At 61.9% G+C, this 16,321-nt stretch carries 16 protein-coding genes; 9 read left to right on the top strand and 7 right to left on the bottom strand.

Going from position 1 to position 16,321, the window contains the following annotated elements; all coding sequences use genetic code 11:
* The first annotated feature begins 11 nt into the window (after positions 1-11).
* Together BA011_RS17295 and BA011_RS17290 are read left to right on the top strand one after the other, a co-directional pair.
* Positions 12-1,094 (top strand): ABC transporter ATP-binding protein, encoded by a 1,083-nt coding sequence (locus tag BA011_RS17295; protein WP_065281362.1) that lies wholly within the window; start codon positions 12-14, stop codon positions 1,092-1,094.
* Between the two features lie 57 nt (positions 1,095-1,151).
* Positions 1,152-1,901, top strand: a complete 750-nt coding sequence (locus BA011_RS17290) for a ThuA domain-containing protein (protein ID WP_065281361.1) — start codon at positions 1,152-1,154, stop codon at positions 1,899-1,901.
* A gap of 1 nt (position 1,902) precedes the next feature.
* Here the strand turns inward: BA011_RS17290 and BA011_RS17285 are convergent, their stop codons facing one another.
* The 3 genes from BA011_RS17285 to BA011_RS17275 all read right to left on the bottom strand — a co-directional run bounded on the left by BA011_RS17285 (position 1,903) and on the right by BA011_RS17275 (position 5,013).
* A complete protein-coding gene (locus BA011_RS17285) occupies positions 1,903-2,814 on the bottom strand; it encodes an SMP-30/gluconolactonase/LRE family protein (RefSeq protein ID WP_065281360.1) in 912 nt (303 codons plus the stop codon).
* 95 nt (positions 2,815-2,909) lie between these two features.
* Positions 2,910-3,731, bottom strand: coding sequence for an SDR family oxidoreductase (locus BA011_RS17280; protein WP_065281359.1), 822 nt, complete (start codon positions 3,729-3,731; stop codon positions 2,910-2,912).
* A gap of 94 nt (positions 3,732-3,825) precedes the next feature.
* Positions 3,826-5,013: a phytanoyl-CoA dioxygenase family protein gene (locus BA011_RS17275; RefSeq protein WP_065281358.1), complete on the bottom strand. Its 1,188-nt coding sequence runs from the start codon at positions 5,011-5,013 to the stop codon at positions 3,826-3,828.
* A 95-nt stretch (positions 5,014-5,108) separates the two neighbouring features.
* Between BA011_RS17275 and BA011_RS17270 the strand changes: the two genes are divergently transcribed.
* Together BA011_RS17270 and BA011_RS17265 are read left to right on the top strand one after the other, a co-directional pair.
* Positions 5,109-6,134, top strand: a complete 1,026-nt coding sequence (locus BA011_RS17270; protein WP_065281357.1) for a LacI family DNA-binding transcriptional regulator — start codon at positions 5,109-5,111, stop codon at positions 6,132-6,134.
* 65 nt (positions 6,135-6,199) lie between these two features.
* Positions 6,200-7,417, top strand: a complete 1,218-nt coding sequence (locus tag BA011_RS17265) for an adenylate/guanylate cyclase domain-containing protein (protein WP_065281356.1) — start codon at positions 6,200-6,202, stop codon at positions 7,415-7,417.
* Between the two features lie 22 nt (positions 7,418-7,439).
* Here the strand turns inward: BA011_RS17265 and BA011_RS17260 are convergent, their stop codons facing one another.
* The 4 genes from BA011_RS17260 to BA011_RS17245 all read right to left on the bottom strand — a co-directional run bounded on the left by BA011_RS17260 (position 7,440) and on the right by BA011_RS17245 (position 10,820).
* Positions 7,440-8,219 (bottom strand): SDR family oxidoreductase, encoded by a 780-nt coding sequence (locus BA011_RS17260; RefSeq protein WP_065281355.1) that lies wholly within the window; start codon positions 8,217-8,219, stop codon positions 7,440-7,442.
* Between the two features lie 81 nt (positions 8,220-8,300).
* Positions 8,301-8,696 (bottom strand): DoxX family protein, encoded by a 396-nt coding sequence (locus tag BA011_RS17255; protein ID WP_065281354.1) that lies wholly within the window; start codon positions 8,694-8,696, stop codon positions 8,301-8,303.
* Positions 8,697-8,849: 153 nt separating this feature from the next.
* Positions 8,850-9,998 carry a galactonate dehydratase gene (gene dgoD, locus BA011_RS17250; protein ID WP_065281353.1) on the bottom strand — a complete coding sequence of 383 codons (1,149 nt, stop codon included), beginning with the start codon at positions 9,996-9,998 and terminating at the stop codon, positions 8,850-8,852.
* A 66-nt stretch (positions 9,999-10,064) separates the two neighbouring features.
* Entirely contained in the window at positions 10,065-10,820 is a 756-nt protein-coding gene (locus BA011_RS17245) for a FadR/GntR family transcriptional regulator (protein WP_065281352.1), read from the bottom strand.
* Between the two features lie 209 nt (positions 10,821-11,029).
* Between BA011_RS17245 and BA011_RS17240 the strand changes: the two genes are divergently transcribed.
* The 5 genes from BA011_RS17240 to BA011_RS17220 all read left to right on the top strand — a co-directional run bounded on the left by BA011_RS17240 (position 11,030) and on the right by BA011_RS17220 (position 16,223).
* Positions 11,030-12,013, top strand: a complete 984-nt coding sequence (locus tag BA011_RS17240; protein WP_065281351.1) for an arabinose ABC transporter substrate-binding protein — start codon at positions 11,030-11,032, stop codon at positions 12,011-12,013.
* A 69-nt stretch (positions 12,014-12,082) separates the two neighbouring features.
* A complete protein-coding gene (araG, locus tag BA011_RS17235; protein ID WP_065281350.1) occupies positions 12,083-13,588 on the top strand; it encodes an L-arabinose ABC transporter ATP-binding protein AraG in 1,506 nt (501 codons plus the stop codon).
* A gap of 17 nt (positions 13,589-13,605) precedes the next feature.
* Positions 13,606-14,556, top strand: coding sequence for an L-arabinose ABC transporter permease AraH (gene araH, locus BA011_RS17230; protein WP_065281349.1), 951 nt, complete (start codon positions 13,606-13,608; stop codon positions 14,554-14,556).
* The gene (locus tag BA011_RS17225; protein WP_065281348.1) at positions 14,553-15,443 is read left to right on the top strand and encodes an aldose 1-epimerase; all 891 of its coding nucleotides are present in this window, start codon (positions 14,553-14,555) and stop codon (positions 15,441-15,443) included. Before araH ends, BA011_RS17225 begins: the two co-directional genes overlap by 4 nt.
* Positions 15,444-16,223 carry an SDR family oxidoreductase gene (locus BA011_RS17220; protein WP_065281347.1) on the top strand — a complete coding sequence of 260 codons (780 nt, stop codon included), beginning with the start codon at positions 15,444-15,446 and terminating at the stop codon, positions 16,221-16,223. It abuts the gene before it with no gap.
* Positions 16,224-16,321: the final 98 nt, after the last annotated feature.

Below are 16,321 nucleotides of genomic sequence, written 5' to 3'. Positions count from 1 at the left end.
AAGAGAAACAGATGATCAATCTCAGAAACGTTCGCAAATTCTACGGCGCGCTCGAGGTCATCAAGGGCGTCGACATCACCGTGGAAGATGGCGAATTCGCGGTTTTCGTCGGTCCGTCCGGCTGCGGCAAGTCCACGCTGCTGCGGATGATCGCCGGCCTCGAAGGCATCGACGACGGTGACCTCATCCTCAACGGCAAGCGCATCAACGACGTACCGCCTGACAAGCGCGGCATCGCCATGGTATTCCAGTCCTATGCACTCTATCCGCATATGAGCGTTGCCGAAAATATCGGCTTCTCGCTCAGCCTGAAGAAGGTCCCGGAGGCGGAGATCCGCCGGCAGGTGGAGGGTGTCGCCGAAATCCTGCAGCTTACCGACTATCTCGACCGCCGCCCGGCCGCCCTTTCCGGCGGCCAACGCCAGCGCGTGGCGATCGGCCGCGCCATCATCAAGAAGCCGGCGCTGATCCTGTTCGACGAGCCGCTGTCGAACCTCGATTCGGCGCTGCGCGTGCAGATGCGCGCCGAGCTGCAGCGCCTGCATCGTGAGCTGAAAGCGACGGTCGTCTACGTCACCCACGACCAGGTGGAGGCGATGACGATGGCGGACCGCATCGTCGTGCTGAACAAGGGCGTGGTGGCACAAGAGGGTGCGCCGATGTCGCTCTACCATGCGCCGGACAACGAATTCGTCGCGACCTTCATCGGCTCGCCGAAGATGAACGTCATTCCCGTCACGATAACGCGGCCCGCGGCCGGCAAGGTGCATCTCGACAGTCCGATCGGGCTTTCGCTCGATCTCGCCGATGCCAACGGCGCGGTGCCGCAGGGCGAGGCCAAGCTCGGTATCCGGCCGGAGCATCTGAAGATCGCAGCCGAGGGCCAGGACCACTTTACCGCCGAAGTCGTCATCGTCGAGCGCCTCGGCGTCGAGACCTACATGACCGTCGGCTCGCAGGAGCAGCCGATCGTCGTGCGCGCCGAGGGCGATATCGCGGTGCGGCCGGGTGATCGCGTGTCGCTGACGGCCGATCCCGCCGCCTGCCATCTGTTCGATTCCGCCGGCCGGGTCATTCGTCCGGCAACCGCCTGACAATTTTGCCCGACACATCAAGACCTAAACATCAAAGCCTAGACATTGAGGAATGCCATGACAATCAAGGTCACCATCTGGAACGAGGGACGCCACGAGCAGCTCCACAGGCAAGTTCAGGAGATCTACCCTGATCGTATCGACGGAGCGATCGCGTCAGGCATTGCCCATGCCGATTTCGAAATTCGCCGCGGCACGCTGGATGATCCGGATGAAGGGCTGCCGGATTCCGTGCTCAATGATACCGACGTGCTGCTCTGGTGGGGGCATATGGCGCATGAGGAAGTCAGCGACGGGCTGATCGACCGCGTGCAGCAGCGCGTGCTGAAGGGCATGGGCCTGCTGGTCCTGCATTCCGGCCATCATTCCAAGCTCTTCCGCCGGCTGATGGGCACCAATGCCAACCTGTCCTGGCGCGAGACGCCTGATGGCGACCTGGAGCGCGTCTGGGTGGTCAATCCCTCGCATCCGATCGCCGAGGGGCTGCCGCCCTATTTCGAGGTCAATGCCTCGGAAATGTATGGCGAGCCCTTCGGTATTCCGCAGCCGGACGAGCTGGTGTTCATTTCCTGGTATTCCGGCGGCGAAGTGTTCCGCAGCGGCTGCACCTTCCAGCGCGGGCGTGGGCGCATCTTCTTTTTCAGCCCCGGCCACGAGACCTACCCGATCTATCACGACAAGACCGTGCATAAGGTGATCTCGAACGGCATCCGCTGGGCGCGGCAGAAACACACCGATGGCCGCATCCTGGAAAACTGGCACCGGGCCGAGCCGCTGCACGGCCGCCCCGATAGAGCGAAGGCCTGATCTATGGATATTGTGCGCCGGTCGTCTTGATATAAATCGAATAGACCGAACGCGTCGCGGTGATGAAGAGCCGGTTTTTCTTGGGGCCGCCGAAGGTGAGGTTGGACACCGTCTGCGGCACCCTGATCTTGCCGAGCAGCGTTCCTTCGGGCGAAAAGCAGTGCACGCCGTCGGAGGCACTCGTCCAGAGATTGCCGGCGACATCGAAACGGAAGCCGTCGGGATGGCCGACATCGAGGCTGCAGAAATAGCGGCTGTTCGCGAGCCGTTCGCCGTCGATGACGTCGAAAACGCGGATATGGCGCGGCACTTCATGTTTTGCGGAGCCGGAATCGGCAATATAGAGTTTCGTCTCGTCGGGCGAGAAGGCAAGGCCGTTCGGCTGGATGAAATCCTCGACGACGGCGTCGACCGCGCCGCTTACGGGGTCGATCCGGTAGACATTGCGCGTCGGCTGCTCGGGCTCGGCCTTGTGGCCCTCGTAATCCGACAGGATGCCGTAGGTCGGATCGGTGAACCAGACCCCGCCGTCGGAGTGCACGACGACGTCGTTCGGCGAGTTCAGCCGCTTGCCCTGGTAGCTGTCGGCGAGAACGGTGATGGTGCCGTCCGTCTCGGTGCGGGTGACACGGCGGCCGCCATGTTCGCAGGAGACCAGCCGGCCCTGCCGATCGCGGGTATTGCCGTTGACGTAGTTGGAGGGCGAGCGGAAGACGGAGATCGTACCATCCGGTGTCCAGCGCATCATGCGTTCATTCGGGATATCGCTCCAGAGAAGGCAGTTCAGGTCGGAAAACCAGACCGGACCTTCCGTCCAGCGGCAGCCGGAATAAAGCTCCTCGAGGCCGGCGCTGCCGATGACCATTGCACCGAAGCGTTCGTCGCGGATCTCATAAATCGGATTGTCGCCCATGCCAGTTTCCTCCCTGAATGCTGCGGTTCTTTTCCTAGCGGCAAAAAGCTGGAGGTACCAGAGCCCGGCGATGGAAATGCCGGGCTCCGGTTTCGTCAGAGGGCGGCGACCGGATGCGGCGAGCCGTCATAAGCGCCCCAGATCGACTGGTCGAAGCAGATGACCGAGCCGGTCATCAGGCCGGATTCGGAAGACGACAGGTAAGCGCAGGCGCGCGCCACCTCGTGCGGATCGACGAGACGGCCGAAGGGCTGGCTTGCCGCCGCCTTCTCCAGCCAGTCGGCGGGGGCATCGTGATATTCGCGCTGAATGCGGTCCTCACCTTCGGAGGCCATCCAGCCGATGTTCAGACCATTGACGCGGATGCGGTTGCGCAGGAGCGCATAAGCGGTGTTCTTCGTCAGCGTTTCCAGCGCGCCCTTGGAGGCACAATAGGCGGCGATGAAGGGCTGGCCGGCTTTGGCCGACATCGAGCCGATGTTGACGATGGTGCCCTCGATCTTTTCCCGGCGCATGACCTTTATCGCTTCCTGCATCAGGAAAAACGGCGCGCGCACATTGACGGCGAACATGGCGTCGAAGAGCTCCGGGCTGGTATCGAGAATGGTGCCGCGATCGGTGATGGCGGCGGCGTTGACCAGCGCGTCGACGCGGCCGAAGGTCTCGTCACAGGCGCGCACGACATGCTGTGCATCCTCGACCTTGCCGAGGTCGGCTTTGACGTAGACGATCCTGGCGCCGGTAGCAGCCGAAATCTCCGCCGCCTTTGCCTTACCTTTGGCTTCGTTGCGGCCGCAGATGACGATGCCTTCCGCGCCGCGTTCGGCGAAGAGGCGGGCGATGGTCGCGCCCAATCCTTGCGTGCCGCCGGTGACAATGGCGATCTTGCCGTCGAGGCGGCCGTGGTCTGTGCTCATGTGGTTCCTCCCATTGTGATGATGTGCGAATAGCCTCCCGCGGGGGCAGGAGGCTTTTATGTCCGTGCGGATGTAAGAGGCTCAGGCTTCCAAATCAGCTCAGCTTCTTGCCCGCCTGCTCGGCAAGTGCTGTCGTAAAGGCTGCATCGCTCCAGCCTTCCCGCAACGCCTCGTGCATCAGTTGCGCTTGTGTTTTCGGCGCCAGTCCGCCGAGCGGCGGGTCGCGGTCGAGGTTCGTCGGGAAGGAGTAGCCCTCGGCGCAGGCGGCGACGGCGTTGGCGATTTCGTCAGGCGAGAGCCTTCCCTGCAAGGCCTTCAAGGCGGGAAACAGCCTGGCGCTCATCCTCTCGCGGTTGACGGTTTCCATTGCCCGGCCGAAGGCGGAGGAGACCTGCAGGAGGTTGGCGACACGTTTGATGTCGGCCGAGCGGTTGGTGCCGGCGGCGTGGAAGAGGGCGGGATTGAAGAAGACAACGTCGCCTTTTTCGAGCGGCAACTGGACATGGTTGGTCTCAAAATAATCCCGGAACTCCTGCCGCTTCAGCGCGAGATAGCCCGGCACATAGGTCTGGCTGTGCGGCAGGAAGAGCGTCGGGCCGCTTTCGAGCGGCATATCGCAATGGGCGACCGCACCCTGCAATGTCAGCACCGGCGAGAGCCGATGCACATGTGCCGGGAACTGCTCGATCACCTTTGAGGACTGAAAGCCGAGATGGTAGTCGCGGTGCGCCGACTGCGCCGAACCGCCCGGATTGACGCGGTTGACCTGCGCCGTCATCTGGTAGCTCGGGCCGAGCCAGGCTTCGCTTGCCAGCGCGACTATGGCGTTGCCGTAATATTCGGCGAAATTTGCCGGATCGGCGAGGCAATGTTTTTCCAGCGAATTCCAGATACGGTCGTTGGCGCCAGGCTTGGCGAAGTGGTCGCCACCGCCGGTCGAGGTGCGGTGCTGTTCCTCGATGATCGCATCGAAGATCGTGCTGGCGCGGTCGACGATGCCGGTGTCTTCGTAAGCGCGCTTGAACACGACGACACCAGGACCCTCGCCGAAGGCCTCGCAGATTTCCGCCAACACGGCGCGTCGGCCTTCTGGCGTTGCAGCCGCCGTCATCACCTTGCGGCTATCATAGATCAGCACGTTTTTTTCGACCGCAGACGCCGCGGGGTAATCGGCAAGCGCTGTCGTCTTTTCCGCAAGGGCGCGAAACTCATCGAGATCGCAGGCGTCTTCGCTCAGCCAGACGCGGTCGGCGCGCAGTTTCTGCTGGTTGTCGGTTTTCATGGCGGGCTCCTCCCTCTTTCCAATGGAGGCACTATACGCCGCGATGCCAGGTGATATAGATCAGAAATCCATCAAAAAACCATCAGGCCGATCGCATGGCGCACCTCTTTCTCGTCAAGGACATTGCCTTCCAGGCAGGGCTCAGCACCGCGACCGTCGACCGGGTGCTGAACGGCAGACCGGGCGTGCGCCGGCAGACCGAGATGCGGGTGAAGGCGGCGATCGCGGAACTGGAGAAGCAGCAGGCCGGGGCGATGGGCAGCGGCCGCATGCTGGCTATCGATATCGTCATGGAGACGCCGCAGCGTTTCAGCGATGCGGTGCGGGCCGCCTTCGAGGCGGAGATGGCGACCTTCCTGCCGGGCGTTTTCCGCTGCCGGTTCCATTTTACCGAGGTGATGAAGCCGGCCGAGCTGGTGCAGCTTCTCGATCGCATCCGGCTGCGCGGCACGCACGGCATCGTGCTCAAGGCGCCTGACGTCGCCGAGGTGGCCGCCGCCGTCGCGCGGGCGGATGCGGCCGGCATTCCCGTCGTGACGCTGGTGACCGACCTGCCGAATTCGGCACGCATTGCCTATGCCGGCGCCGACAACCGGGCGGCGGGAGAGACCGCCGCCTATCTGATAGGCGAATTCCTCGGGGCTGGCGGCGGCAAGGTGCTGGTGACGCTGTCGAGCGGACGCTTCCGTGGCGAGGAGGAGCGCGAAATCGGCTTTCGCCGCGTCATCCGCGCCCGTTATCCCGATATCGGCATTACCGAAATCAGCGAGGGGCACGGCACCGATGCGGCTACGGGAACGCTTGCCGCGGCAGCGCTTGCGGCCGACCCTGCCATCAACGCCGTCTATTCGATCGGCGGCGGCAACCGGGCGGTGCTTGCGGCCTTCGACATGGCCAAACGTCCCGTGCGCGTTTTCGTCGCCCATGATCTCGATGCCGATAATCGCGCCCTGCTTGCGGCGCGTCGGATCGGCTTCGTGCTGCATCATGATCTCAGAACCGATGCGCGTTCGGCCTTCCGGGCGATCATGAGCCGGGCGACCGCCTTGCCGCGCGCGGTTACGCCCTCGCTTTCAACAGTCGAAATCGTCACGCCCTACAATATGCCCGCGGCCGATTGAGCCAATTGACTTTCCTTCGATGCCGAATTCGGGCTACAGCTTTGATAGGAGCGAAGGTGAGCGGCATGGATTACAGCGACGTCAGCACGATTGCAGCCTGGGTGACCGAGCAGGGACTGAAGGGTGTTTCCGAATCCGAGCTCATGACCGGCTTCTGCTCGGCTTGCCGGGATGCCGGCCTTCCGCTCGACCGCGGCCTGGCGCTGATGGATACGCTGCATCCGGTGCATGAGGGCCGCGCCTTCCGCTGGGACAGTATCGAGGAGATCCAGGCCGAGTTCGAATATGGTCCGACGATTTCGGGGGAAGCGGCGTCGAACTGGCAGCGTTCGGCCTTCTATCATCTTTGGTCTCGCAACGAGCGGGAGATACGCCGGCGTCTCGGTTTCGGCGATCCGATCGATTTCTCCATGCTCGATACGATTGCCGAAGCCGGCCACACGGATTTCGTGGCGATGATGCATCGTTTTTCCGAGGCCGGCACGATCGGCGAGATGGATTGCTTCTTCTCGCATTTCGCGACCAAACATCCGGACGGCTTTTCCGATCACGACCTCGCCATCCTGCGCAAGCTGGTGCCGGTGCTGGGGCTGGCGATCAAATGTATTGCGCTCGGGCGTATCGCTCGCACCATCGCGGAGGTCTATCTCGGCGAGGACGCCGCGCGCCAGGTGATGGAAGGCAAGATCAGCCGCGGCAAATCGGAGCGGATTTCCGCGGCACTCTGGTTTTCCGACCTGCTGAACTACACCAAAATTTCCGACAGCGTGCCGCCGGAGGAGATCATCCCGCTGCTCAACGATTACAGCGAGGCGGTGATCACGGCGATCCACGAGTCCGGCGGCAATGTGCTGAAGCTGATCGGCGACGGTGTGCTCGCCATCTTCAAAGGCGAGGTGCCGGCCGAAACGTGTCGTGCGGCGCTGAGCGCCGAGTCGCTGCTGAGGGAAAAGCTAATCACGCTGAATGCGGCGCGCGCGGCCGACGGCCGGGCGACGACCGACGTCTATATCGGCCTGCATATCGGTGATGTCTTCTACGGTAATATTGGCAGCCAGGACCGGCTCGACTTCACTGTCATCGGTCCTGCCGTCAACGAGGTCAGCCGGATCGCCTCGATGTGTCGTTCCGTCGATCTCAATCTCTTGATCTCCTCCGATTTTGCCGCAGCCATACCGGAGGAAGAGCGCACCGCGCTCGCCTGCGTCGGACGTTATGCCCTGCGTGGCGTTCAGCGTGCGCAGGAACTCTATACGCTCGATAGCGCCCGGCTGAACGGCTGATACGCCGCGAGACGTTCAAGGGTCATCGCAACAAGCCTTGGCCGCCGTCGATCCAGATCGGTGTACCGGTGATGTGTCGGGCGCGGTCGGAGGCAAGGAAGAGGATGGATTCGGCAACATCCTCGCTCTTGCCCGCCTTTCCGCCGGCAATAGGGATGTCGCCCTCAGGCCAGATGACCGGAACCTCCGTCTCCTCGCGATGGCGGCTGTCGGTATTGGCGCTGATATTGGTCTCGATCTCGCCGGGGCAGACGGCATTGACGCGGATCCCATGCCGACCGAGTTCTAGGGCAAGCTGCTGGACCATGGCGACCTGGCCCGCCTTGGTTGCGGTATAGGCGGTGGCGCCCGGCGTGGTGAAGGTGCGGGTGCCGTTGATCGACGAAACGACGACGATCGAACCGCCGCGACGCTTCAGATGCGGAACCGTCAGATGCAGGGTCAGATAGGTGCCGCGGAGATTGACGGCGATGGTCTTGTCCCATTCTTCCGGTTTCAGATCGTCGATTGGCGCCCAAACACCGTTGATCCCAGCGTTGGCGACAACGATGTCGAGGCCGCCGAAGGTGTCGGTCAGTTGCGCTACCGCGCCCCGCATTTGCGCTTCGTCGCTGGTGTCTGCCGTCAACGCGATCGACCCGCCGCCGGCGGCCTTGATCTCGGCGCAGGTTTTTTCGACCTCGTCGGCGGTGCGGCTCAATGCTGCGACGTTTGCACCCTCGGCAGCGAGCCGCAACGCGGCCGCTTTGCCGATGCCGGAACCGGCGCCTGTTACCAATGCGATCTTTCCCTTCAGCTCCATGGATGGGCCCTCCTTGCCGTTTTGCCGGTAAGCCAACTGTTCGGCGTGGCAGTTGGTTCCGGAAGAGGCGGGTCGCCGCGATTATCTTAGAAGCGGTTGCTTCAACGCCCATCTCTCCGGTCCGTGGACGGCGGCAAAGAGCAGACCGGCGAGGAAGGTAAAGTGATCGATGAAGAAGCCGAATTCGGCCTGGTTTTGTTGCCAATGGGACAGGCCATGGAAGGCGAAAGCGAGGAAGATCACATAGATGGCTGCGAGCAGGCTAGCCTCGGTGAAGAAGGCCCCTGATATAAAGGCGAGCGCCAGCGCGATCTCGAAAAAGGCGGCGACCCAGGTAAGAAATGTCGCCATCGGAAAGCCGGCAGCGGCGATATAGCCCGCTGTTGCGCCGATATCGGCGAATTTGAAGCCGGCGGCCATGAAGAAGACGAAGCTGAAGATGATGCGGGCGACGATGATTGCGATTGCTCTGGCCATGCCGAAATCTCCTCTTTGAGCTTCCACTATGACGGACGAGATCCCCGACATCCTACACGGCGAATGAAAAAGGGCCGCCTGCGCGACCCCATCACTTTGAATTGCGCATAATCCTTTCCGAAAGTCGATTTCGATTTTCGAGGTTATGCGCTCTCACCATTCGGCGAAGCTGCCGTCGGCATGCCGCCAGATCGGGTTGCGCCAGCGGTGGCCCTCCTTGGCGCGTTCGATGACATAGGCCTCGTCGACCTCGATGCCGAGCCCCGGCCCCTGCGGGATCGAGACGAAACCATCGGCATATTGGAACACCTCCTTGTTGGAGATGTAGTCGAGGATGTCGTTGCCGGTGTTGTAATGGATGCCGAGGCTCTGTTCCTGGATGAAGGCATTGTAGCTGATGGCATCGACTTGCAGGCAGGCGGCAAGCGCGATCGGACCCAGCGGGCAATGCGGCGCCAGCGCCACGTCATAGGCTTCGGCCATTGCCGCGATCTTGCGGCATTCGGTGATGCCGCCGGCATGGGAGAGATCCGGCTGGATGATGTCGACGTAGCCGTCCGAAAGGACCTGCTTGAAGTCCCAGCGCGAAAAGAGCCGCTCGCCGAGTGCGATCGGCGTGGAGGTATGATTGACGATATCGCGCAGGGCTTCCTTGTTTTCGGAAAGCACCGGCTCTTCAATGAACATCAGCTTGTAGGGATCGAGCTCCTTGGCGAGAACCTTGGCCATTGGCTTGTGGACGCGGCCGTGGAAATCGACGCCGATGCCGATATGGGGACCGATCGCCTCGCGGATGATGGCGATGGTCTCGACCGCCTTTTCCACCTTCTCATTGGTGTCGACGATCTGCATTTCCTCGCAGCCGTTGAGCTTGATCGCCTTGAAGCCGCGGGCGACCACCTCCTTGGCATTGTTGGCGACATCCGAGGGACGGTCGCCGCCGATCCAGGAATAGACCTTGATACGATCACGAAGCTGGCCGCCGAGCAGAGAATGGATCGGCTGGCCGAGCGCCTTGCCCTTGATGTCCCACAGCGCCTGGTCGATGCCCGAGATCGCGCTCATGTGGGCGGCGCCGCCGCGATAGAAGCCGCCGCGATACATCACGGTCCAGTGGTCCTCGATCAGGAAAGGATCCTTACCGATCAGGTAGTCTTCCAGCTCATGGACGGCGGCCTGAACGGTGAGCGCACGGCCTTCGACGACCGGCTCGCCCCAGCCGACGATGCCTTCATCGGTCTCGACCTTCAAAAACAGCCAGCGCGGGGGAACGATATAGGTGGTGAGTTTGGTGATCTTCATCGCTGTTCTTTCAGTCTCTTCCCGGGTTTGCGATCGGCGGCGCGTCCGCAGATTTGTCGTAATCGGTCATTTCGTTCTGCCGATCGCTTTTTCGGCGGCGGCAAGATCGCGCACCGCTAAATCGAGCATGCGGTTGGCGCATTCGCGGGCGGCCGCCTTGTCGCGCATGCGCAGGGCCTCGACCAGCTGGCCGTGAACGAGCACAGCATCCTCGCGATTCTCGACGCCGATATTGGAGGCATGCAGCGCATATTTCAGCGCCGCGTGAATGGCGCTCGACAGGCGGCGGAAAACCTGATTGTGGCTGGCGGTGAGCAGCACCGTGTGGAACATGACATCGGCATCGGTGAAGCTTTCCGGGTCGCGGGCGCTGTCGCGCATCTGCCGCCAGGCATTGTCGAGATCGGCGATCTCCTGGGCGCTGGCGCGCTCGGCGGCATATTCGGCGGCTGCCGGCTCGATGGTGCGGCGGGCTTCGAGAATGCAGCCGAGCAGGTCGAAATCCTTGATATAGGGACCCATCCATTCAAGCACGTCGGCGTCGAGGATATTCCAGTCATCCTTGTCGCAGACGGTGGTTCCGATGCGCGGCTTGCCGCGGACAAGGCCTTTGGATTCCAGCACTTTCAGCGATTCGCGAATGACGGTGCGGCTGACGCCGTAGAGTTCGCAGAGATCGTTTTCGCGGGGCAGCGGCGAGCCCGCTGGATAGCGGTCCGCACAGATATCCTGAGCAATCGCCGCCGTGACGTTGCGGCGTACGCGCGGGCGGCGCTCGATGCGGCGGCTTTCGGCCCCGCTCTGTCGCTCGATTGTTTCCAACTCACCTCTCCGCTCTGTCTCGCGTAGGCAACCGAACCTGATTATCCGAATTCGATCCGCTTTGCGACGCTTCCTCCCGGCACCTCGTCAATAATCCTATTATTCCAATCATCATACATTGGCAATTGACTGGTATGATGATTTATCATAATTCAGTGGACGTTGCCTGGGAGGCAGCTGCTCGGTTTTTGAAAGTTAGGGAGAGAGACATGCGCTTGTTCAAAGCAGCCATTTTGGCTGGCACTTTCGCCATTCTGGCAGCCGGCTCGGCATTTTCCGCGGACGTCAAGATAGGGTTCATCGTCAAGCAGCCTGAGGAGCCGTGGTTCCAGGACGAATGGAAATTCGCCGACCAGGCCGCCAAGGAAAAAGGCTTCACCGTCGTCAAGATCGGCGCCGAAGATGGCGAGAAGGTCCAGTCGGCGATCGATAATCTCGGCGCCCAGGGTGCGCAGGGCTTTATCATCTGCACGCCTGACGTCAAACTCGGCCCCGGCATCGTCGCCAAGGCCGAAGCCAACCAGCTGAAGCTGATGACGGTCGACGACCGCCTCGTCAGCGCCGACGGCAAGCCGCTGGAAGAGGTGCCGCATATGGGCATTTCAGCCACCAAGATCGGCGAGACCGTCGGCCAGGCGATCGTCGACGAAATCAAGAAGCGCGGCTGGGTCATGAAGAATGTCGGCGCCGTGCGGGTCTCCTACGACCAACTGCCAACGGCCGTCGACCGCGTCGAAGGTGCGATCTCGGTGCTGAAGTCCGCCGGCTTCCCGGCCGAAAACATCTATGACGCGCCGCAGGCGAAAACGGATACGGAAGCGGCGCTCAACGCGGCGACCACCGTTCTCAACAAACATGCCGACGTGAAATACTGGGTCGCCTTCGGCCTCAACGACGAAGCCGTCCTCGGCGCCGTCCGTGCTTCTGAATCGGTCGGCATTCCGGCGGCCAACGTCATCGGCGTCGGCATTGGCGGCGCGGAATCGGCGATCAACGAGTTCAAGAAGCCGGCGGCGACGGGCTTCTTCGGGACCGTCATCATCTCGCCGAAGCGTCACGGCTATGAGACGGCGCTCAACATGTACGACTGGATCGCCAACGACAAGGAGCCGGCAAAGCTGACGCTGACCTCCGGTTCCCTGGCGCTGCGCGACGATTACGAAAAGGTCCGCAAGGACCTTGGCATCGAGTGATCGTCCTTCCAAGATCATATCGTCCGGCGGCCGCTCAGCGTGCCGCCGGTCTTTCTCGACGGAGCGATGATGGCTTTCCTCGAATTCAGCAATATCTCCAAGGGTTATCCCGGCGTGCAGGCGCTGGCGAACGTGTCCTTCACCGTCGAGAAGGGCGCCGTCCACGGCCTGATGGGCGAAAACGGCGCCGGTAAATCGACGCTGATCCGGGTGCTATCAGGCGATCAGGCCGCCGATGGCGGCAACATCCTCATCGACGGCGAGGAGCAGAAATACGGGTCCGTCCGCGACGCCTTCCATGCCGGCGTCATCGTCATCCATCAGGAACTGCAGCTCGTTTCGGAGTTGACGGTCGCCGAAAATCTCTGGCTCGGACGCTTTCCCGCCAAGGGCGGCATCATCCATTCGAAGGCGCTGACCGAGACGGTGCGGTCGAAGCTCCGGGAGATCGGCATCGATGTCGATCCGTCGGCCAAGGTCGCCTCGCTTTCGATCGGTGCGCGACAGATGGTCGAGATCGCCAAGGCCGTCATGCTCGATGCACGGGTGATTGCGCTCGACGAGCCGACCTCCTCGCTTTCCTCCCGCGAAAGCGAAATCCTGTTTTCCCTGATCGACAGGCTGAAGACGAAGGGAACGGTCATTCTCTACGTCTCGCATCGTCTCGACGAGATCTTCCGTCTTTGCGACAGCCTGACGGTGCTGCGCGACGGCAAGCTCGCGGCCCACCATCCCGACATCGCCGAAACCACGCGCGAGCAGATCATCTCGGAAATGGTCGGACGCGAGATCAGCAATGTCTGGGGATGGCGCGAACGTCCGCTCGGCGGCATCCGGCTGGAGGTCAAGGGCCTGTCGGGGCCGAGGCTGCGCCATCCGATCAGCTTTTCCGTCCGCCAGGGCGAGATTCTCGGCTTCTTCGGTCTAATCGGCGCCGGCCGCAGCGAGATGGCGCGGCTGCTTTACGGCGCCGATGCCAGGCATCAGGGCCAGGTCACGATCGACGGCGTTGCCGTTTCGCCAAACAATCCGAAAGCGGCGATCAATGCCGGCATGGTGCTTTGCCCCGAGGACCGCAAGTTCGACGGCATCATCCAAGGGCGATCAATCGAGGAGAATATCGCGATCTCATCGCGCCGGCATTTTTCGCCTTTCGGCATTCTGAGCCCGAGACGAGAGGCGGCGCTGGCAGATCGCTTCATCGCCAAGCTTCGAGTGCGGACGCCGTCGCGCAAGCAGGACATCATCAATCTCTCCGGCGGCAACCAGCAAAAGGTCATTCTCGGCCGCTGGCTGTCCGAGCAGGGGATCAAGGTTCTCGTTATCGACGAGCCGACGCGCGGCATCGATGTCGGAGCGAAATCGGAAATCTATGAAATCCTCTACGAGCTTGCGGCCGGCGGCATGGCGATCGTGGTGATATCAAGCGAGTTGCCCGAAGTCATGGGCATCTCCGATCGCATCATGGTGATGTGCCAGGGCAGGGTGGCGGCCAATGTCGCCCGCCAGGATTTCGACGAGCGCGGCATCCTGACGGCAGCGCTTCCCGACAAGAATGCCGCAGGCACCCGTTAGGACCAGGAATACGGACGATGATTTCGTTGAAAAAAATTCTTCTCGGCGAACAGGGGCTGGTGGTGATCTTTGCTGCCGCCTTCGTGATCGTCTCGCTCTTCGTTCCGAACTTTCTAACCGAGCGAAACATGCTGGGGCTGCTGCAGTCGGTCGTCACGATCGGCATCGTCGCCTGCACGATGATGTTCTGCCTGGCATCGCGCGATTTCGACCTTTCGGTCGGATCGATCGTCGCCTTCTCCGGCATGATCGCGGTGATGGTCTCGAATGCGACAGGCTCCATCCCCGTCGGGCTGCTCGCCGCCCTGCTGTGCGGCGCCGTCGTCGGTTTCGTCAATGGTATCGTCATTGCGCGGTTTCGCATCAATGCGCTGATCACCACGCTTGCGACCATGCAGATCGTCCGCGGGCTGGCTCTGATCGCCTCCGATGGCCGGGCCGTCGGCATCAATGATCCCGATTTCTACCAGCTTGCCCTGTCGCGATTTCTCACCGTGCCGACGCCCATCTGGATCATGCTGATCCTTTTCATTCTCTTCGGTTTCGTGCTCAATCGCACCGTCTTCGGCAAGAACACGCTGGCGATCGGCGGAAATCCCGAGGCCTCGCGGCTTGCCGGCGTCAATGTCGTCAATATGCGGGTCTGGATCTTTGCGCTGCAGGGGCTTGTCTGCGGCATTGCCGGAATTCTGCTTGCCTCCCGCATCACCTCCGGCCAGCCGAATGCCGCGACAGGGCTTGAGCTTTCGGTGATTTCGGCCTGCGTTCTCGGCGGCGTTTCGCTGGCCGGCGGCCGGGCGGCGATGAGCGGCGTCATCGTCGGCGTGCTGATCATGGGCATCGCCGAAAACGTCATGAACCTCTTGAATATCCAGGCGTTCTATCAGTATGTGGTCCGTGGGCTGATCCTGCTGATCGCAGTGTTGCTCGACAATTTGAGGTCTTCGGCTGCGGGACGGCGCGGATGAACCAGGGACAAGCCGGCGATGACATCGAACTGAGGCACGGCGATCTCGCCGTCCGGGTCAGCCGTCGGGGTGCGGCCGTCACCGCCGCGACCTATCGAGGCGTGCCCTTTCTCGTGGCGGCCGGCGGCCCTGAAGGAATGATGGCGAATTTCGCGATGGTGCCGTTCGGCAACCGCGTGGAAGGCAATATCATGTCCTTTGCCGGACGCGACTATGCCTTCCAGCCGAATACTTCCGATCCGCTCTATCGGCACGGCGACGGCTGGCTCAGCCTCTGGCAGCTTGAAGATGTCAGCGCGGAGCATGCGCAGTTCTGCTTTTCCCGGAGCGCCGACGGGGTTTCACCCTATGCCTATCTCACCCGGCAGGAGATCCGTCTCGTCGGCGATGCTCTGGTGCTGACACTTTCCGTGGAAAACCGCGGCGAAGCGGCTCTTCCTTTCGGGCTCGGTCAACATCCCTTCTTCGCGCGCACACCAAAGACGCGACTGACGATTGCGGCTGATCGTTATTGGAGCGAGCGGCCGGATCATCTGCCAGAGATGCCTGGCCCTGTGCCGGACTATCTCGATTTCAGATCCGAAAAGCTCTTGCCGCAGAGATGGATGAACAATGCCTTCGAGGGCTGGAATGGGCGGGCTGCGATCGTCTGGCCGGAACTTGGAATTCAGGCGGCGTTGGAAGCCGGCGGTGCGCTCGATCGCTTCATGCTGTATATGCCGGTCAACCGGAGCGATTTCTTCTGCCTCGAGCCGATGAGCCACCTGCCGAACGGCCACCACCTTCCCGATTTCGGTGGACTCACGCCGCTTGCGCCGGGTGAGGCGCTTGCCGGCACGGTGACGATCCTGATGTCGGCGCTGCCGGTTCAATCGGAGGAGGGATAAATGGGCGGCCGTCTGCGGGGCAAGAACATCCTGATAACAGGTGCTGCGCAGGGTATCGGCCTTGCGATCGCAAAGGCTTTCATGCGGGAGGATGCCGCCGTCTTTCTCGTCGATCGCGATGCAGCGCTGCTGGCGCGGGCGGCGAAAGAGCTTCAGAGCAGCGGTGACCGGCTTGGTTATCTGCCGGCCGATATTACCGATGCCGGAACGATCACGACATTGGTCGCTCAGGCGAATGAAGAAATCGGACAGCTGAACGCGCTCGTCAACAATGCCGGGGTGAATGTCTTTTCAGAGCCGCTCGAGACGACGGACGAGGAATGGAACCGCTGCTTCGACATCAATCTGAAGGGCGCATGGAATTGCTGTAGGGCGGTGCTGCCGGGCCTCATCGAGCAGGGCGGCGGCGTCATCCTCAACATCGCCTCGACGCACGCTTTCACCATCATCCCGCACACATTTCCCTATCCGCTGGCAAAACACGCCCTGCTCGGAATGACGAAGTCCTTAGGGCTCGAATATGCCGCCCGCAATATCCGCGTCAACGCGCTGGCGCCGGGTTATGTCTCGACGCAGAAGGTGATCGACTACTGGAACAGCTTTCCCGATCCGGAGGCGGCTAAGGCCGAGACGATGAAGCTGCATCCCGGCGGACGCATCGCGACGCCGGAGGAGATCGCCATGGCGGCCGTGTTCATGATCTCCGACGAATGCCCGTTCATCAATGCCACCTGCCTGACGATCGACGGCGGCCTCAGCGTGCTGCAGCATCCCGCCTGAAGGGCTTCGATCCCGCTATTTTTACAAGCCTGTCGTCTTCTCGGGATAGAGCATTATATTGCCCATCGGGAAGGCTATCTGATCTCCCGCAGGCACGG

It is taken from the genome of Rhizobium leguminosarum (assembly GCF_001679785.1).
Classification (GTDB): domain Bacteria; phylum Pseudomonadota; class Alphaproteobacteria; order Rhizobiales; family Rhizobiaceae; genus Rhizobium; species Rhizobium leguminosarum_R.
This window is presented reverse-complemented; position numbering and strand designations above follow the sequence as displayed.

Coding starts and splice junctions, on each gene's coding strand:
- BA011_RS17295 (WP_065281362.1), top strand. CDS start 12: ATGATCAATCTCAGAAACGTTCGCAAATTCTACGGCGCGCTCGAGGTC.
- BA011_RS17290 (WP_065281361.1), top strand. CDS start 1,152: ATGACAATCAAGGTCACCATCTGGAACGAGGGACGCCACGAGCAGCTC.
- BA011_RS17285 (WP_065281360.1), bottom strand. CDS start 2,814: ATGGGCGACAATCCGATTTATGAGATCCGCGACGAACGCTTCGGTGCA.
- BA011_RS17280 (WP_065281359.1), bottom strand. CDS start 3,731: ATGAGCACAGACCACGGCCGCCTCGACGGCAAGATCGCCATTGTCACC.
- BA011_RS17275 (WP_065281358.1), bottom strand. CDS start 5,013: ATGAAAACCGACAACCAGCAGAAACTGCGCGCCGACCGCGTCTGGCTG.
- BA011_RS17270 (WP_065281357.1), top strand. CDS start 5,109: ATGGCGCACCTCTTTCTCGTCAAGGACATTGCCTTCCAGGCAGGGCTC.
- BA011_RS17265 (WP_065281356.1), top strand. CDS start 6,200: ATGGATTACAGCGACGTCAGCACGATTGCAGCCTGGGTGACCGAGCAG.
- BA011_RS17260 (WP_065281355.1), bottom strand. CDS start 8,219: ATGGAGCTGAAGGGAAAGATCGCATTGGTAACAGGCGCCGGTTCCGGC.
- BA011_RS17255 (WP_065281354.1), bottom strand. CDS start 8,696: ATGGCCAGAGCAATCGCAATCATCGTCGCCCGCATCATCTTCAGCTTC.
- dgoD (WP_065281353.1), bottom strand. CDS start 9,998: ATGAAGATCACCAAACTCACCACCTATATCGTTCCCCCGCGCTGGCTG.
- BA011_RS17240 (WP_065281351.1), top strand. CDS start 11,030: ATGCGCTTGTTCAAAGCAGCCATTTTGGCTGGCACTTTCGCCATTCTG.
- araG (WP_065281350.1), top strand. CDS start 12,083: ATGGCTTTCCTCGAATTCAGCAATATCTCCAAGGGTTATCCCGGCGTG.
- araH (WP_065281349.1), top strand. CDS start 13,606: ATGATTTCGTTGAAAAAAATTCTTCTCGGCGAACAGGGGCTGGTGGTG.
- BA011_RS17225 (WP_065281348.1), top strand. CDS start 14,553: ATGAACCAGGGACAAGCCGGCGATGACATCGAACTGAGGCACGGCGAT.
- BA011_RS17220 (WP_065281347.1), top strand. CDS start 15,444: ATGGGCGGCCGTCTGCGGGGCAAGAACATCCTGATAACAGGTGCTGCG.